Source organism: Pantoea brenneri (genome assembly GCF_038594305.1).
Taxonomy (GTDB): Bacteria; Pseudomonadota; Gammaproteobacteria; order Enterobacterales; family Enterobacteriaceae; genus Pantoea; species Pantoea brenneri.
The window spans coordinates 1940814-1958667 of sequence record NZ_JBCGBG010000001.1; the positions used below are offsets into that span (position 1 = coordinate 1940814).

Genomic DNA, 17854 nt, shown 5'->3' on the forward strand with positions numbered 1-17854 from the left:
TATGAAAAAGCCCGGGCACAGCCGGGCTAAGCATTATTATTCAGGCACTGGTGACGCTGATTTGCTGGGCGGCAAAGGCATCACGCAGCCGCCGGGCAAACTGCAACGCATGCGCCCCGTCGCCATGTAAGCAGACGGTTTGCGCTTTAACCGCGACCCATTCCCCGCTGATGCTTTTTACCTTGCCCTGCTGCACCATGCTCAGCGTCTGATCGATCGCCTGCTGTTCATCCTCAATCAGCGCTCCGGGCTGGCTGCGCGGCACCAGCGCACCGCTGCTGAGGTAACCGCGATCGGCAAACACCTCTTCACGGGTACGGAGACCATAGTGAGCCGCCGCCCGAATCGATTCGCTGCCCGCCAGCCCGACCACAATCAGCTGGCTGTACACCGCCTTAATCGCCCGGGCAATGGCGTCGGCCAGCACCGCATCGGCCGCCGCCTGGTTGTAGAGCATGCCGTGCGGCTTAACATGAACCAGCCGCACGCCTTCGCTTTCTGCCAGGCTTTTCAACGCCCCAATCTGGTAGATCATCTGGGCATAGACCGTTTCCGGCGGCAGCTGCATCGCGCTGCGGCCAAAGTTTTCGCGGTCGGGAAAAGCCGGATGTGCGCCAATCGCTACTCCGGCTTCTTTCGCCCAGCGGATCGATTGCAGCATGGTCTGGGCATCGCCGGCGTGAAAGCCACAGGCGATGTTGGCCGAGCTGACCAGTTGCAGCAGCGCGCGATCGCTGTCGCAGCCTTCACCGAGATCGGCGTTTAAATCAATTTTCATCAGCGAGTCCCCATACCATCTGGTCCAGCGCACGCTGCTGATGCTGACGCGCCTGCATCGCCTCCGGCAGAGTGCAATGAATAAAGTGAATCGGTTCACCCAGCCGGATTTGCGCCAGGTGATAGAGGTCAGCCTCGATAATACAGGCGATACGCGGATAGCCGCCGGTGGTCTGGGCATCCGCCATCAGCACAATCGGCTGACCGTTAGGCGGCACCTGCACCACGCCCGGTACCAGCCCGTGCGACAGCAGTTCCCGCGGGTTTTCCCGGTTGAGCTGACGTCCCTCCAGTCGGTATCCCATCCGGTTACTTTGCGGACTGAGCTTCCACGCTGTGCGCCAGAACGCCTGCTGCGCCTCGCGGCTGAACTCATGGTATTCCGGCCCCGGCAGCGCGCGAATACGGTTGCCCCACAGCAGCTGCCGGACGCCAGCTTTGCGAGCAAACTGACGGGTCGGTTTGCCCAGCGGAAGGCAGTCGCCATCCTGCAGCGTGCGCCCGTGGAATCCGCCAAATCCGGCTTTCAGATCGGTGCTGACAGAACCGAGCATCGCCGGCAGATCGAACCCGCCCTGCACCGCCAGATAGCTGCGCATGCCGTGTACCGGCATCGCCAGCGACAGCACCTGTCCTTTTTTAACCGGGGTGCGCCAGCCGGTCCATACCGGATTACCGTCCAGTTCTGCGTTACAGCCAGCGCCGGTCAGCGCAAACCAGCCGTCGCGGGTGAACTCCGCCTTAAACTGGCCGAGCACCATCTCCAGCACCGCGCTGTCTGGCGCATTTCCCACCAGCAAATTAGCGGTGGTCATCGCGGGCTGATCCAGCACCCCACCGAGGCTGATACCGTACTGCCGCCAGCCGTGACGACCCGCATCCTGTATCGTGGCGGCCAGTCCGGCTCGCAGGATCCTCAACATACGCCCTCCTTCTGTGGCACGAAGCGCACGGTATCACCGGGTCGGAGCAGCGTCGGCGGTTGCTGCAGCGGATCAAACAGCGCGACAGGCGTCTGGCCGATGAGCTGCCAGCCGCCCGGTGACGCCAGCGGATAGACACCGGTCTGGCTGCCGCCGATACCGACCGATCCGGCGGGCACGGCGACGCGCGGTTCTGCCCGACGAGGAATATGCAGACGCGGATCCAGCCCACCCAGATAGGGAAAGCCGGGCTGAAAACCGATGAAATAGACCACGTAGTCGGTACTGCTGTGCAACTCCACCACCTGATGGATGGAGAGTCCGGCGTGTTCGGCCACTACCGTCAGATCGGGGCCGGCCTCGCCGCCATAAATGACCGGGATCGCCACCTGACGTGATTCCGGTATCTGCACTTCACTCTCTTCCCACCAGCGCTGCAGCCGCTCAATGGCGTCCAGCGCGCTCTGCTGTGGATCACGCAGTATCAGGGTGATGTTGTTCATGCCGGGGATCACCTCCTGAACGCTCGCGACCGCCTGCAGGCGCTGGTTCAGACCCCAGATTCGTTGCTGGCTGGCCAGCGAGATGGGTGGTTCCAGTTCCAGCACCACCGCGCGTTCACCCAGTAAATAACAACGTGCTCGTTGCAACAGCGACCTCCCGTTGAGCTGAAATCTCGCGTGCCAGACCGGTTCTGGCGCACGGCTCAGCCGTTTGCTTATCTACTCAAAGCAAACAGTTATGCGAAAGTGACGGAGATGTGTCAACAGATTTAGGTCCTGCGGCGGGGCGCAGGACCGGGAGTGGGATCAGGCAGGATTCGGAATATCGATGAAGGTCACATCCAGACCGTGGTGTTGCGCCAGCCAGTCGCCCAGCGCTTTGACGCCACCGCGCTCGGTCGCATGGTGTCCGGCAGCGAAGAAGTGCAGTCCCTGTTCACGAGCGCTGTGAATGGTCTGCTCCGACACTTCACCGGTCAGGTAAGCATCCACACCAAAAGCAGCAGCCTGATCGATAAAGCCCTGCCCGCCACCGCTGCACCAGGCGATGCGGCGAATCAGTTCTGGTGCGTTGTCGCCACAGTGCAGTGGCTCACGTCCCAGCTTATCGGCAATGCGATCGGCCAGTTGCTGGCCGGTGAGTGGCTCGGCCAGTTCACCCCACAACACCAGCGGCATCACTTCGCCACGTACCTCGATATCCAGCAGCTTCGCCAGCTGCGCGTTGTTGCCTAACTGCGGATGGGCGTCGAGCGGCAGATGCCAGCCATAGAGATTAATGTCGTTGGCCAGCAGCGTACGCAAACGACGACGCTTCATGCCTTTTATCGCGGCCGGTTCGTTTTTCCAGAAATAACCATGGTGCACCACTATCGCATCTGCCTGACGTGCTACGGCTTCATCCAGCAGGGCCTGACAGGCGGTAACGCCGGTAATCACCGTTTTCACTTCGCTGCGCCCTTCAACCTGCAAACCGTTTGGGGCGTAATCACTGAAGTTGTGGCTCTCCAGCTGCTGATTGATCAGCGTCTCGAGTTGGTAATGATTCATCGTGGCTCCTTGATCGCCTCAGGCCGCGCTTTTCGCGCGCTCAAAGGCGTCTAATGTCTTTTTACGGGCGCTCTTATGTTCCACGATCGGTGGCGGATAATCGAGTTTCTTATGATTTTTCGCGGCCCACAGCAGCGGCTGATGAATATCGCTGTCCGGCACGTCTGCCAGCTCCGGCAGATAGTGGCGGATAAATGCGCCCTGCGGATCAAAGCGTTCACCCTGCGTGGTCGGATTGAAGATGCGAAAATAGGGCGCGGCATCGGTGCCGGTCGAGGCTGCCCACTGCCAGCCGCCATTGTTCGCCGCCAGATCCCCATCAATCAGCTGCTGCATGAAGTAGCGTTCACCGTCGCGCCAGTCAATCAGCAGATCCTTGACCAGAAAACTGGCGGTAATCATTCGTAGCCGGTTATGCATCCAGCCAAGCGCGTTGAGCTGCCGCATCGCCGCATCCACAATCGGATAGCCGGTTTTCCCTGCTTTCCAGGCGTCGAAATGGGCTGCGTCAGTCTGCCATTCCACGTGTCGCGTCCAGCTAACAAAGGGCTGGTGCTTGCACAGCGTCGGATACGCCACCAGCAGATGACGATAAAACTCGCGCCAGATCAGCTCATTCAGCCAGCTAAACGCCCGGCTGTTGTCCAGCGCGTCAGGATGTTCATGCAGCACGCGGTGTAGGCACTGTCGCGGCGATAACAGCCCGGTCGCCAGATATACCGATAACCGGCTGGTGCCGTCCCGCGCCGGCAGATCGCGCTCGGCGGGATAATCCAGCACCGGCTGGGTTGCGAACTGCCGCAGGCGTTTCAGGGCTGCGGCTTCGCCGGGCGGAAACAGCGTCTGGTCAACGCTGTCGGTCGGATAATCAAACGGTGGAATCGCCGGGTTTTCCAGCGGCGCGCCGGGACGCGCTTTCGGCGCGGGCACACACTCCGGCAGGGTTTGCTGCAAGCGGCGGACAAACGCTTTGCTGAACGGGGTAAAGACTTTGTACATCGAGCGGTCACCGCTCTGTACGCTGCCAGGCGGCAACAGCAGGCTGTCATCAAAACCCTGACAGATCACGCCCGCCTGATCGAGACGCTTCTCGGCGTCCGCATCGCGCTGGCGTTCGTTGACTTCATACTGATAGTTGTAGAAAAGCTGGTCGACCTGCTGCTGCTGGCAAAAGCTGACCAGGTAATCGACCGCGTCGCCGAAGGTCTCACACGACTGATAATGCAGAGCGATACCCCGCTCGGCCAGCGACGCCGCCAGCAGTTGCAGACTGGCATGAATAAAGGCCGCCTGTCGCGGCGCCATGTCGTGCTGCTGCCACTGTTTCGGCGTGGCGAGATAGAGCGCAATCACCTTTGCCTCGCTGTCGCGGCAGGCAGCATGCAGCGCCAGATTGTCGTTGAGGCGTAAGTCGTTACGCAGCCAGACCAGATGGGTGGTCATAACACTCCTGAATTATTGTCCGTAACGTAAACACAACGCTTCCGGATAGGGATCGAAATAGCGTTGCTCAGCCAGCCATGGATGCGGGAACTCCGCCATGTAGTGCTTCAGAATGGTAATCGGCACCAGCAATGGTTGGGTGCCCTGGCGGTAACGATCAATCAGCGTCGCCAGTTCCTGCCGCTGCGGTGAACTGAGCTGGCGGCGGAAATAACCCTGAACGTGCATCAGAACGTTGGTGTGATTACGACGCGAGGCGGGTCGTGACATCAGCGCCATCATGCGATTACGGTATTCGAAGGCGAATGCTTCCAGTGAGTCCCACTGGTTCATTGAGGCGACAAACGGCCCCAGCTCGCGGTATTTCTCCTGCGAATGGGCCAGCATCAGTAATTTATAGCGGCTGTGGAAGGCAATCAGACGGTGACGGGTCAGGCCGCTTTGCCACATCTGATTGAACTCATGCAGAGCGCAGATACGACCAATGAAATTTTCGCGCAGCGCAGGATCGTGCAGTCGTCCATCCTCTTCCAGCGGTAACCACGGCATTTCACGCTGCAGGAATTCAGCAAAAATGCCGGTACCGGCTTTGCGATTGTTGTTGGTGTCTGGCTCGTAAACCCGCACCCGCTCCATGCCGCAGCTGGGGGATTTGGCGCACAGGATATAGCCTGACAGATGATGCAACGATTTCACGCGCTCGGCCGACCAGTCACGCATCCGGTCAGTCACCTCTTCCCCGCCATCTTTGCTGAAGCACAGATGCAGTTCCTCATCACCCTGATTAACCAGGCGTAAGGCTGGGCGCGGCGTCGGCAGACCAATCGCCATTTCAGGGCAGATCGGCTCGAAACGCACAAAAGGCGTGAGGTCTTCGGTAGCGAAAGTAAGGCGCTTGTGTCCACCGTCAAATCTGACGCTTTCACCAAGCAAGCAGGCACTGATTCCGACCGGGATTTTTTCGCTCATACTTGTACAACCTCCGAAATCTTGTAGAGGTTTAAGTGTAGCGTAAATCAGCCAGGAAGACAGCGTTAAGCCAGGGAAAAGCGCGGTGGTTTTAAGAAAAAACGCAAAAAAAAGCCTGGTCCAGTGACCAGGCCGATTCAGCAGATATCCGTCTTACCAGAAAGCGCCGCCAGCGGCTTCGGCTTGCGCCAGCCATACCGGCTTGGCGCTGGTTTTGCACCACATCCGATGCAGATAGCTGTAGAAGCGAGCGCGGTCGCGACGGAACAGCATCACGGGTAACGCAACAACGCCGAGAAGGACCACCAGCGTGCGACGCAAAATGATTTTGGAACGTGGATAAGCCTGATACATGGTTATCGCCTCCCGGAGAGTTATAAGGTTCGAATGTGATCTGTGTCTAAGATTACGCCTGATTGTGTAATTTTACTACTCATCAGACCACTTATTTACCCGAAAATGTGTCGTTTAAGAATTAACCTGTAATTAAGTTACACAGATGTTATTTCTTGGTTATGCTCAGGTTGAAATGAACCCGGCGTAACCGGCACGGACGGCAGAAAAATTTGTTGGTAAAGTAGCGCATCACTGTTTATTCAAGGCAGGTTTGCGTGACCACGGTTTTGATCGTTGAAGATGAAAAAGAGATCCGCCGTTTTGTGCGGCTGGCGCTGGAAAATGAGGCACTGAAAGTCTTTGATGCCGATACGCTGCAGCGCGGCTTGATTGAAGCCGCCACCCGTAAACCCGATCTGGTGATCCTCGATTTAGGCCTGCCGGATGGCGATGGTACCGACTTTATCCGCGACCTGCGCCAGTGGAGCGCGATGCCGGTGATTGTGCTGTCAGCACGCAGCGACGAGCAGGATAAAATCGCCGCGCTGGATGCCGGTGCTGATGACTATCTGACCAAGCCGTTTGGTATCGGTGAACTGCTGGCTCGCGTCCGGGTTGCACTGCGGCGGCACAGCAGCCAGCAACCCGACGCCCGCGTCACCTTTGCGGATGTGAGTGTTGATTTTGCTGCGCGCCGGGTACAGCGCGGCGGCGAGGAGATTCATCTCACCCCGATTGAGTTTCGCCTGTTGAGTATTCTGCTGAATAACGCGGGCAAAGTGCTGACCCAGCGCCAGCTCCTGAGCCAGGTGTGGGGACCGAATGCGGTGGAGCACAGCCACTATCTGCGCATCTATATGGGGCATCTGCGGCAGAAGCTGGAAGCCAACCCGACCCAGCCGGTGCATCTGCTGACGGAAACCGGTATTGGCTATCGCTTTATGCCATAAAAAAAGGCGCCAGAGGCGCCTTTTTCATTGCCCGATTTCTCAGGCGTTTTTCAGTACTTCGCTGACAATCTCTACCGCTTCTTTCTCAATCTGCGCGCGGTGTTCCGCACCCAGGAAGCTTTCACAGTAGATTTTGTAGGCGTCTTCGGTGCCTGACGGACGCGCGGCGAACCAGCCGTTGTCGGTCATCACTTTCAGGCCACCAATCGACGCGCCATTACCTGGCGCAGCGGTCAGACGCGCGGTAATCGGGTCGCCCGCCAGCGTATCGGCGCTCACCATCTCAGGTGACAGCTTCGACAGCGCGGCTTTCTGGGCAGACGTTGCGGACGCCTGCAGACGGTTATAGCTTGGCGCACCAAAGCGCCCGGCCAGTTCATCGTAATGCTGCTGCGGGTTTTTACCGGTGACAGCAGTGATCTCTGCCGCCAGCAGACACATGATGATGCCGTCTTTATCGGTTGACCATGGCGTGCCATCGAAACGCAGGAAAGAGGCACCGGCGCTCTCTTCGCCGCCGAAACCAAAGCTGCCGTCATACAGACCATCAACAAACCACTTAAAGCCAACCGGCACTTCCACCAGCTTACGGCCGATGTCGTTAACCACGCGGTCGATCATCGCGCTGGACACCAGCGTTTTACCAACGGCGACATCCTGGCCCCACTGTGGACGGTGCTGGAACAGGTAGTTGATTGCCACTGCCAGATAGTGGTTTGGATTCATCAGGCCTGCCGGAGTGACAATACCGTGACGGTCATAATCCGGGTCGTTACCGAACGCCAGATCGAACTTGTCGCGGTAAGCCAGCAGACCGGCCATGGCGCACTCAGAGGAGCAGTCCATGCGGACCACGCCATCTTTATCCAGATGCATAAAGCGGAAAGTCTGATCGACAGCGTCATTTACCAGCGTCAGATCCAGCTTGTAGTGCTCGGCGATACGCTGCCAGTAAGCAATACCAGAACCACCCAGCGGATCAACACCAATTTTCAGACCGGCTTTCTGAATCGCCGGGAAGTCGATGACCTGCGCCAGACCTTCAACGTAAGGCTGGATCAGATCTTTCTCGACCACGTGGCCGCTGGCCAGTGCCTGATCGATCGGCAGACGTTTAACTTCTTTCAGGCCATCTTTGATCAGCTGATTCGCGCGATCTTCAACCACTTTGGTGACGTTGGTATCAGCCGGTCCGCCATTAGGTGGATTGTACTTGATGCCGCCATCTTCCGGTGGGTTGTGTGAAGGCGTGATCACAATGCCGTCGGCCAGTGCGCCACCGGCTTTGTTGTGCTCAAGAATGGCGTTAGAGATGGCAGGGGTCGGCGTATAGCCATTATCCTGCTGCACAATCACATCCACGCCGTTCGCCGCCAGCACTTCCAGCACCGACAGGATCGCCGGCTCGGACAGCGCGTGGGTATCTTTACCCACGTAGCACGGACCGGTGATGCCGTTCTTTTTACGCTCTTCTGCAATCGCCTGCGCAATCGCCAGAATGTGCATCTCGTTGAAGCTTTGACGCCCTGCGCTACCGCGATGGCCAGAGGTGCCAAACTTCACCGCATGTTCCGGGTTCGCCACGTCGGGCTGCAGGACATAATACTGTGAGGTTAATTGTGCAACGTTAATCAAATCGCTCTGCTGGGCGGGTTGCCCGGCACGGGGGTGATTGGCCATTGGCGCTTCTCCCTGACGCTTCAGTTTAAATGGTGCCGCAAACTTTCTCAGTCAGTTCCTGCGGGAACTGCATTGAGAGCATGATGTGTTCGATCATGCTGCATTTGCGACCGGTATTGGTATTGGTGATCACCCAGTACGGTGTGCCGGGTACGTGCTTCGGCTTAGTATGGGTGCCATTTTGCAACAGCGTATGCTCATCACCCGCAAAATAGACGCGGGTACGGCCCTGCAGTGATGCAGTTGCCTCAGCAAAGGCTGCGGTATCAAGACGATAGAGCGTTGACAAGATTAGCATAAAGCGATTAACCGCCCGCTTCTGCTCCGCATATTCATCAGAAAGCATCAGTTCACGCATCGCGCGTACCCGATCCTGCGGACGTGAGCCAGCCACGGCAGGCTGAGTCTCTTTCGCCGCACCGGACGCTGCATTTTGTGCCGGCGCAGCAGGTGCTGTCTGACCGGCCGTGAACTTCAGCATACGACGCAGAATGTCGGATGCGCTTTCACCAATGTGTTGCGTGTGGCTGGCAATATAACGGTAGAGCTCTTCGTCAACTTCGATCGTTTTCATCTTATTCCGTACGGTTCTTTCTCATGACAGAACCACTTGTTTCCTGAAAAGCCCTAAGCAAAGTTTGGCGATTCGAAGGGTGAGCGGGTTCTAACATGAGGATTATAAAGTTAAATTCAGGCGGGTTGTTAGCAATCAAACGGTTTACGGGCAAAAGTCAGAATATGTCCTAATGCCGCCGGAACCGGCGCGCCTGAAAAGGTGAATCCATGATAACCTAAGCTTAGGTCTCAAACTTAAGAACTTTGCCATGATTTTGAACGCCCGTCTGCAAACTGAACAATCCCCGACTGATTCCCTGCCCATCCTGCTGATCCACGGCCTGTTCGGAACGCTGGATAACCTTGGCGTGCTGGCTCGCGGGTTAAAAGATGCCGCGCCGGTACTGCAGGTTGATGTCCGCAACCATGGATTATCACCGCGATCCGATCAGATGAACTACGCTGTGATGGCACAGGATATGTTAGAGACGCTGGATGCGCACGGCATCGATCGGGTGGCGGTAATCGGTCATTCGATGGGCGGCAAAATTGCCATGACCATGAGTGCGCTGGCGGCAGATCGTATCGAACGTCTGGTGATGATCGATATTGCGCCGGTGGATTATCAGACCCGCCGCCACGACACCATTTTCGCGGCGATCCGCGCGGTAACGGAAGCGGGCGTGACTTCCCGCAGTGAAGCCGCGCAGGTGATGCGTGGCCTGCTTGATGAAGAGGGTGTGATTCAGTTCCTGCTGAAATCTTTCCAGCAGGGTGAATGGCGCTTCAACGTGCCGGTATTGTGGGACAACTACACCACCATTTCTGGCTGGCAGCCGGTTCCCGCCTGGCCGCATCCGGCGCTGTTTATTCGCGGCGGTGACTCCAGCTACCTGGATAATCAGTACCGCGAGGCGTTGATTACGCAGTTCCCGGCGGCTCATGCGCATGTGATCAGCGGCGCGGGACACTGGGTGCACGCCGAAAAACCTGATGCCGTATTACGCAGCGTCCGTCGCTTTTTTGCGCTTTAAAAGCAAATACCTGGCGGCAAATGTTTAGGATTGGCGTCCGGAGTTAGCGTGGAGTATGATGGCGCGCTAAAATTTTGCCGCCGGTCATTTTGCCGCGGTAACGGCCAATAATTTATAATCTGCGCGGCGAGCGTCTGGCGCCCGCACATTCAGTTTCACTAAGCCATGGCAAAAGAACACACTGACCGCACGACGCTCGATCTGTTTGCTGATGAGCGCCGCCCTGGTCGACCCAAAACCAGTCCGCTTTCGCGTGATGAACAGCTGCGCATCAATAAGCGCAATCAACTGAAACGTGACAAAGGGCGCGGGCTTCGTCGTGTCGAACTGAAAATGAACAGTGAAGCCGTCGAAGCGCTCAATATGCTGGCAGAACAGCGCAATCTCAGCCGTAGCGAATTGATTGAACAAATGCTGCTGGCGCAACTCAAACTGGATTAATGCGGGCAAAACGCACGCAGAGGCAAATGTCGAGGCTTTAACCGTTCCGCGGGTTTGTCTCGTCTGCTATTATTCGCTGAAATGTGCTGCGGCACACATCTCATCATCAGGATTTAAGAGGTTATTTTACTCATGGCACTCGTAGGCATCTTCTTTGGCAGCGATACCGGCAACACCGAAAACATTGCAAAAATGATCCAGAAACAGCTGGGTAAAGACGTTGCAGAAGTCCACGACATCGCGAAAAGCACTAAAGAAGATCTGGAAGCGTTTGACATCCTGCTGCTGGGTATTCCGACCTGGTATTACGGTGAAGCGCAGTGCGACTGGGATGACTTTTTCCCGACGCTGGAAGAGATCGATTTTAACGGCAAGCTGGTTGCCCTGTTCGGCTGCGGCGATCAGGAAGATTATGCCGAGTATTTCTGTGATGCGATGGGCACCATCCGCGACATCATTGAGCCGCACGGCGCAGTGATCGTGGGCCACTGGCCGACCGAAGGCTATCACTTCGAAGCGTCAAAAGGCCTGGCTGACGATACCCACTTCCTCGGCCTGGCGATTGACGAAGATCGTCAGCCAGAGCTGACCAATGCGCGCGTCGAGAAATGGGTTAAGCAGATTTTTGATGAACTGCAGCTCAAAGAGATCCTCGAAGCCTGAGGGTAGCCGACTCAATGTGAGCGCCAGCTCACATTGAGGCAACGGAAATTCCTATAGAAATAATAGCCACATTTTTTTAACTTTCTTCGTTTAATCTGTAGAATACCCGCATCGATCTTCCGCTTATTTTCTCTGGCAGCAGATAGGACTAAGCGAAATGTTAACAGACTCCTGCAGAAATCCTCCCCGGCTCGGTGACGTATCCCATACAGCCCATGGTGATTTAGGCACTCCCCTCGGTTTTCATTTCACTGCATCAGTTCTATAATGAGACGCAAATGAGAATGGGTATAGATCGACATTCAAGGCCAAGCGCCACAAAAGTGAATATAAGTAACAGGACAAAATCCGCATGACTGACAACAATACCGCATTAAAGAAGGCTGGCCTGAAAGTCACGCTGCCCAGACTGAAAATTCTGGAAGTGCTTCAGGAACCTGAGTGCCATCACGTCAGCGCGGAAGATTTGTACAAACGCCTGATCGACATCGGCGAAGAGATTGGTCTGGCCACCGTTTACCGCGTGCTGAACCAGTTCGATGATGCCGGTATCGTGACCCGTCACAATTTTGAAGGCGGCAAGTCGGTGTTTGAGCTGACCCAGCAGCATCATCACGATCACCTGATCTGCCTGGACTGCGGTAAAGTGATTGAGTTCAGCGACGAGTCGATTGAAACCCGTCAGCGCGAAATCGCCACCCGCCACGGCATCAAGCTGACCAACCACAGTCTCTATCTGTATGGTCACTGTGCACTGGGCGACTGCCGTGAAGATGAGACGCTGCACGATCAGTAAGTCTGACGCAGGCTGAAATAAAAAAACCGGTGAATTCACCGGTTTTTTTTTGTTCTTTTTTCGCTGTCGGCTCAGGCAACCAGCGTTTCCTGCAGATAACGCCAGCGCGGAATCGAGGTACTGTAATCCAGAATCGCCAGTGCGATGCGGCTCTGATTATTGCCGTTCAGCATCTGCATCTCCCGGTACTGTACGGTGACCTCTTTCTCCTGATGGGAAATGACCACGTGCTCGCAGGTTGCGATACGCATCCCTTCCCGCTGGCCCTGTAGCTGACGGAAAAGATCTTCCACTTCATTCAGGTTCAGCTGAGTTCCGCGCGGGGTAACCATGCGAAAATCGGGATGAAAATAGGACATCATCAGCTCGAAACTGTCATCAGAGCCGGCAGGTTGATTGAAAATACGTTCAATAAGTTGATGTAAAACGACGACACTGTGTTTGGCTTCCTGGGCGAGAACGGTCATTTTTTTTCCTTATATCACTCGCTGAGCTATGTCTGTGAGGGCATAGCCTACCTGAAAGCGGATAATTCACATCTGGTAATTGATTAATTTTTTTAAACTCAGATTTCTCTCACAACTTCGTAACAATCGCTGAAAAAGGCTTGCAGAATAAACCTCGGTGATGGCAAAAATCAGGACAATAAAAAAGGGCGATAAGTCGCCCTTTTGTCATTTTATCAGGTCAGCACCAACGATTATTCGCCGGCTTTAGTCCAGGTATCGCGTAAGCCAACGGTGCGGTTAAACACCAGCTGTGACGGCTTCGAATAGACGCTGTCCGCGCAGAAGTAACCTTCACGCTCAAACTGGTACGGCGTGGTGGCTTCCACATCGCGCAGGCCTGGCTCAACAAAGCCCTGTTTGATGGTCAGCGAGTCTGGATTGATCACCGACAGAAAATCGTCGGCTGCACCCGGATTTGGCACGCTGAACAGGCGATCATACAGGCGGAACTCGGCTGGCTGCGCGTGTTCTGCCGACACCCAATGGATCACGCCTTTGACCTTGCGGCCATCAGCAGGATCTTTACTCAGGGTATCAACATCGCTAGTGCAGTAGATGCAGGTGATGTTGCCGTCTTCATCTTTTGCCACCCGCTCAGCACGGATCACGTAGGCGTTGCGCAGGCGAACTTCTTTGCCCAGCACCAGACGCTTATACTGCTTGTTGGCCTCTTCACGGAAATCCGCCCGGTCGATCCAGATCTCACGGCTGAAAGGCACTTCACGCGTGCCCATCTCCGGTTTAGACGGATGGTTAGGCATGGTGATGCTTTCGTGATGGCCAGCCGGCAGATTTTCGATTACGACTTTCAGTGGATCGAGCACCGCCATAGCACGTGGCGCATTCTCATTAAGATCGTCACGGATGCACGATTCCAGCGACGCCATTTCCACAATATTGTCCTGCTTGGTGACGCCAATACGGCGGCAGAACTCGCGGATTGACGCGGCAGTGTAACCGCGACGGCGTAAGCCAGAAACGGTCAGCATGCGCGGATCATCCCAGCCCTCAACGTGCTTCTCTGTCACCAGCTGCGTCAGTTTACGTTTTGACATCACCGCATACTCAAGATTCAGGCGCGAGAACTCATACTGACGCGGGTGCACCGGAATGGTGATGTTATCCAGCACCCAGTCATACAGACGACGGTTGTCCTGGAACTCCAGCGTACAGAGTGAATGGGTAATCCCTTCCAGCGCATCAGAGATGCAGTGGGTAAAGTCATACATCGGATAGATGCACCACTTGTTACCGGTCTGGTGGTGTTCAGCGAATTTAATTCGATAGAGCACCGGATCGCGCATCACGATAAAGTTAGAAGCCATATCGATTTTGGCGCGCAGGCAGGCAGTGCCTTCGGCAAACTCACCGCTACGCATTTTCTCGAACAGCGCCAGGTTCTCTTCCACGCTGCGATCGCGATACGGGCTGTTTTTACCCGGCGCAGTCAGGGTGCCACGGTATTCGCGGATCGCTTCCGGACTCAGCTCATCAACATAAGCCAGCCCTTTATTGATCAGTTCGATGGCATAGTTGTAGAGCTGATCAAAATAGTTTGATGAGTAACAAACCTCACCGCTCCACTCAAAGCCCAGCCATTTGACGTCACGCTTGATGGATTCAACGAACTCCATATCCTCTTTGACCGGATTGGTATCGTCGAAACGCAGATTGCATTGCCCCTGGTAATCCTGGGCAATGCCAAAATTCAGACAGATCGATTTCGCATGACCAATGTGCAGATAGCCATTGGGCTCCGGCGGAAAACGGGTATGCACGCTGCTGTGCTTACCGCTCGCCAAATCTTCGTCGATGATCTGACGAATAAAGTTAGTTGGGCGGGCTTCAGCCTCACTCATCTCAAAAATCCTCAATACGAATAGCGGGTGATATGTACCACGAAGTAACGGAGTATGATCCACAAAGCGCCAGAGGGAAACAACCGTTTGTTCAGCCTTTAAAACAAAAAAGGCAGGAATCGCTTCCTGCCTTGTGGCTTCTGTTGCGGGGATTAGCCTTTCACTTGGTACAGCGGGGTTTCACCCGCCACGACCTTACCGCTGGCCAGTAACGTCAGGCCGGCAAAATCATCGCTGTTGCTGACCACCACCGGACTGACCATCGAGCGGGCATTGGCGTTCAGGAAATCCAGGTCCATCTCCAGTACCGGCTGACCGGCCGCCACGCTGGCGCCCTCTTCCACCAGACGGGTAAAGCCTTTACCCTCCAGCGCCACGGTGTCCAGCCCCATGTGCACCACAATCTCAACCCCGTTGTCGGTTTCCAGACAGAAAGCGTGATTGGTATTGAAGATTTTCACCAGCGTACCGGCAATCGGTGCAACCACCCATTTGTCGCTCGGCTTGATCGCCAGACCGTCACCCACCGCTTTGCTGGCAAAGGCTTCGTCCGGTACCGCATCCAGCGCAACGACGTCACCACTCACCGGTGCCAGCAGCGTGGCGATAACCCGTGATTCACTGTTCAGTACCGCCTGCGGCTTAACGGCTTCCGGTGCAGCTGCAGCTGCATTGCTGCTGGTGGCGGCTACCGGCCCTTTGGTCAGCACTTTTTTCATCGCCAACGCAATGCCTTCTGCCTGAGTACCGACAATAATCTGTACGCTCTGCTTGTTGAGGCGAATCACCCCGGACGCGCCGAGACGTTTAGCCACGCCCTCATTGACCTGCGCTGAATCATTAACGTTAAGACGCAGACGGGTAATACAGGCATCAATGCTGGTTAAGTTGTCTGAGCCACCGACCGCGCCAATATAGCGACGCGCCAGCGTTTCAGTTGCACTTTCACCGTTATCGGTTTTATCGACGTTGACGTCATAACCATCACTCTCATCACCAGCGACTGCCAGCTCACGGCCCGGCGTCATCAGGTTGAATTTTTTGATGGTGAAACGGAACACCACGTAGTAGATGACGAAGAACACCAGCCCCTGCGGGATCAGCATGTACCAGTGCGTCGCCAGCGGGTTACGGGTCGACAGCACCATATCCACCAGCCCGGCGCTGAAGCCGAAGCCGGCAATCCAATGCATGCTGGCCGCGATGAAGACGGAAATACCGGTCAGCACGGCGTGGATCAGATACAGCACCGGTGCCACGAACATGAAGGAGAACTCCAGCGGCTCAGTGATGCCGGTGAAGAAGGCTGCCACCGCTGCCGCCAGCATGATACCGCCAACTTTGGCGCGGTTTTCCGGCCGTGCGCACTGGTAAATTGCCAGCGCCGCACCCGGCAGACCGAACATCATGATGGGGAAGAAGCCCGCCTGATAGCGACCGGTGATGCCGACAGTTGCCGATCCATCAGCCAGTGACTGTGCGCCGCCGAGGAATTTAGGAATATCGTTAATCCCGGCCACATCAAACCAGAACACGGAGTTCAGCGCGTGATGTAAACCTACCGGAATCAGCAGACGGTTAAAGAAGGCGTAGATACCGGCGCCGACTGAACCCAGTTTCTGGATATGCTCGCCAAAACTGACCAGACCGTTGAATACCACCGGCCAGATATACATCAGGATAAAGGCGACTAAGATCATCAGGAACGACACCAGAATCGGTACCAGTCGGCGTCCGCTGAAGAATGAGAGCGCTTTAGGCAGCTCGACGTGGCTGAAGCGGTTATAGACTTCCGCCGATAAAATACCGACCAGGATACCAACAAACTGGTTTTCAATTTTGCCAAAGGCAGCAGGTACCTGCTCCAGCGGTATTTTCTGAATCATCGCCACCGCAGCTGGCGAACAGAGTGTGGTCACTACCAGGAACCCGACGAAGCCGGTCAGCGCTGCTGCGCCATCTTTATCTTTGGACATCCCGTAAGCGATACCGATAGCGAACAGCACTGACATGTGTTCGATGATGGCGGCACCGGATTTGATAAACAGCGCTGCCAGCGCATTGCCTGCGCCCCAGCTGACTGGATCAATCCAGTAACCGACCCCCATTAATATCGCTGCCGCTGGCAGGGTTGCTACCGGCACCATCAGTGCACGGCCAACGCGTTGTAAGTAACCTAACATTTACCCTTTCCCCCTATGAGCCTGGCTTGTCGCTCTGCGCCGCTTAATATTGTTATGTCGGCTGCAAAGACCTTATGACACTTCATATCACGCAGCGAAGTGTAATGATAAATTAATTCGCCTCGCAAATTAAAACCACCATAACTGTGACTTTTATCACCAAAAAACATCGATTACTGCGGCAACATCTGGCTATACCCGCAAACTTATTTTATGATCCGAAATATTAAGGCGCACTCAGGCCGTGGCGGGATGACAGAATCCGTTTAGGCTGATGAGTAACGCATTGGATTCGCGCGCCCCCTTTTCCATTTTCCTAATTGAGGTGAAACATGAGACTGATTCCTTTAGCTACACCAACCCAGGTCGGCAAATGGGCAGCACGCCATATTGTGAACCGGATTAATGCCTTTAACCCAACGGCAGACAAACCCTTTGTGCTGGGCTTACCCACCGGCGGTACGCCGCTTGAAGCTTACAAGCACCTGATTGAGATGCATAAAGCGGGCCAGGTTAGTTTCAGGCATGTTATCACTTTCAATATGGATGAGTATGTTGGCCTGCCAAAAGAGCACCCGGAAAGCTACCACAGTTTCATGTATCGCAACTTCTTTGATCACGTTGATATTCAACCAGAAAACATCAATCTTCTGAATGGTAATGCGCCGGATATTGACGCAGAATGTCGCCAGTATGAAGAGAGAATCCGCGCGCTGGGCAAAATTCACCTGTTTATGGGTGGCGTTGGCAACGATGGTCACATCGCCTTTAACGAACCGGCCTCTTCGCTGGCTTCACGTACCCGGATTAAAACCCTGACGCATGACACCCGCGTGGCAAACTCTCGCTTCTTTAACGGCGATGTCGATCAGGTACCAAAATATGCGCTGACGGTGGGTGTCGGCACCCTGCTGGACGCGGAAGAAGTGATGATTCTGGTTACCGGCCACGTTAAAGCTCAGGCGCTACAGGCGGCGGTCGAAGGCAACGTTAATCACATGTGGACCATCAGCTGTCTGCAGCTGCACCCGAAATCGGTGGTGGTGTGTGACGAGCCAGCCACCATGGAACTGAAAGTGAAAACCGTGAAATATTTCCGCGAGATGGAAGCGGAAAATATGAAAGGCGTGTAACTAAAAATTTGTCGTACCTGCTGTTGCCCCGGGCAGCGGCAGGTCAGGAC

The 17854-nt window shown here is 55.5% G+C and carries 18 protein-coding genes; 6 read left to right on the plus strand and 12 right to left on the minus strand.

From position 1 onward, the window contains the following. Positions 1–40: 40 nt before the first annotated feature. From pxpA to AABB92_RS09130, 7 genes are all read right to left on the minus strand, one after another. The gene (gene pxpA, locus AABB92_RS09100) at positions 41–778 is read right to left on the minus strand and encodes a 5-oxoprolinase subunit PxpA (protein WP_046288457.1); all 738 of its coding nucleotides are present in this window, start codon (positions 776–778) and stop codon (positions 41–43) included. Continuing rightward, positions 768–1700 carry a 5-oxoprolinase subunit PxpC gene (gene pxpC, locus AABB92_RS09105; protein ID WP_031374817.1) on the minus strand — a complete coding sequence of 311 codons (933 nt, stop codon included), beginning with the start codon at positions 1698–1700 and terminating at the stop codon, positions 768–770. Before pxpC ends, pxpA begins: the two co-directional genes overlap by 11 nt. After that, positions 1694–2350 carry a 5-oxoprolinase subunit PxpB gene (gene pxpB / locus AABB92_RS09110; RefSeq protein ID WP_031374816.1) on the minus strand — a complete coding sequence of 219 codons (657 nt, stop codon included), beginning with the start codon at positions 2348–2350 and terminating at the stop codon, positions 1694–1696. Before pxpB ends, pxpC begins: the two co-directional genes overlap by 7 nt. A gap of 159 nt (positions 2351–2509) precedes the next feature. Continuing rightward, positions 2510–3253: a type 2 GTP cyclohydrolase I gene (locus tag AABB92_RS09115; protein WP_031374815.1), complete on the minus strand. Its 744-nt coding sequence runs from the start codon at positions 3251–3253 to the stop codon at positions 2510–2512. 18 nt (positions 3254–3271) lie between these two features. Continuing rightward, positions 3272–4696: a deoxyribodipyrimidine photo-lyase gene (phrB, locus tag AABB92_RS09120; RefSeq protein WP_031374814.1), complete on the minus strand. Its 1425-nt coding sequence runs from the start codon at positions 4694–4696 to the stop codon at positions 3272–3274. A gap of 12 nt (positions 4697–4708) precedes the next feature. After that, positions 4709–5665 carry a YbgA family protein gene (locus AABB92_RS09125; RefSeq protein WP_031374813.1) on the minus strand — a complete coding sequence of 319 codons (957 nt, stop codon included), beginning with the start codon at positions 5663–5665 and terminating at the stop codon, positions 4709–4711. Positions 5666–5818: 153 nt separating this feature from the next. Beyond that, positions 5819–6019 carry a DUF2517 family protein gene (locus AABB92_RS09130; protein ID WP_031374812.1) on the minus strand — a complete coding sequence of 67 codons (201 nt, stop codon included), beginning with the start codon at positions 6017–6019 and terminating at the stop codon, positions 5819–5821. 257 nt (positions 6020–6276) lie between these two features. Here AABB92_RS09130 and kdpE point away from each other — a divergent pair, with 257 nt between their 5' ends. Further along, positions 6277–6951 carry a two-component system response regulator KdpE gene (gene kdpE, locus AABB92_RS09135; protein ID WP_031374811.1) on the plus strand — a complete coding sequence of 225 codons (675 nt, stop codon included), beginning with the start codon at positions 6277–6279 and terminating at the stop codon, positions 6949–6951. Between the two features lie 39 nt (positions 6952–6990). On the opposite strand, the gene pgm is transcribed toward kdpE, so the two are convergent. Further along, complete coding sequence (pgm, locus tag AABB92_RS09140) at positions 6991–8631, minus strand: phosphoglucomutase (alpha-D-glucose-1,6-bisphosphate-dependent) (RefSeq protein ID WP_031374810.1); 1641 nt, start codon at positions 8629–8631, stop codon at positions 6991–6993. 25 nt (positions 8632–8656) lie between these two features. Then, positions 8657–9205 (minus strand): replication initiation negative regulator SeqA, encoded by a 549-nt coding sequence (gene seqA, locus AABB92_RS09145; protein WP_031374809.1) that lies wholly within the window; start codon positions 9203–9205, stop codon positions 8657–8659. Positions 9206–9455: 250 nt separating this feature from the next. Here seqA and ybfF point away from each other — a divergent pair, with 250 nt between their 5' ends. From ybfF to fur, 4 genes are all read left to right on the plus strand, one after another. Beyond that, complete coding sequence (gene ybfF / locus AABB92_RS09150; RefSeq protein ID WP_031374808.1) at positions 9456–10220, plus strand: esterase; 765 nt, start codon at positions 9456–9458, stop codon at positions 10218–10220. A 165-nt stretch (positions 10221–10385) separates the two neighbouring features. Next, positions 10386–10661, plus strand: a complete 276-nt coding sequence (gene ybfE / locus AABB92_RS09155; RefSeq protein ID WP_031374807.1) for a LexA regulated protein — start codon at positions 10386–10388, stop codon at positions 10659–10661. 132 nt (positions 10662–10793) lie between these two features. Next, positions 10794–11324 carry a flavodoxin FldA gene (fldA, locus tag AABB92_RS09160; protein WP_031374806.1) on the plus strand — a complete coding sequence of 177 codons (531 nt, stop codon included), beginning with the start codon at positions 10794–10796 and terminating at the stop codon, positions 11322–11324. Positions 11325–11676: 352 nt separating this feature from the next. Then, complete coding sequence (gene fur / locus AABB92_RS09165; RefSeq protein ID WP_031374805.1) at positions 11677–12120, plus strand: ferric iron uptake transcriptional regulator; 444 nt, start codon at positions 11677–11679, stop codon at positions 12118–12120. Between the two features lie 71 nt (positions 12121–12191). Here the strand turns inward: fur and AABB92_RS09170 are convergent, their stop codons facing one another. The 3 genes from AABB92_RS09170 to nagE form a co-directional block, all read right to left on the minus strand. After that, entirely contained in the window at positions 12192–12587 is a 396-nt protein-coding gene (locus AABB92_RS09170; RefSeq protein ID WP_031374804.1) for a hypothetical protein, read from the minus strand. A gap of 233 nt (positions 12588–12820) precedes the next feature. Next, on the minus strand, positions 12821–14488 hold the full coding sequence (glnS, locus tag AABB92_RS09175) for a glutamine--tRNA ligase (protein ID WP_046288458.1): 1668 nt from the start codon (positions 14486–14488) through the stop codon (positions 12821–12823). 152 nt (positions 14489–14640) lie between these two features. Next, positions 14641–16671 (minus strand): N-acetylglucosamine-specific PTS transporter subunit IIBC, encoded by a 2031-nt coding sequence (gene nagE / locus AABB92_RS09180; protein ID WP_031374803.1) that lies wholly within the window; start codon positions 16669–16671, stop codon positions 14641–14643. Between the two features lie 332 nt (positions 16672–17003). On the opposite strand from nagE, the gene nagB reads away from it, so the two are divergent. Then, complete coding sequence (gene nagB, locus AABB92_RS09185) at positions 17004–17804, plus strand: glucosamine-6-phosphate deaminase (RefSeq protein WP_031374802.1); 801 nt, start codon at positions 17004–17006, stop codon at positions 17802–17804. The last annotated feature ends 50 nt before the right edge of the window (positions 17805–17854 follow it).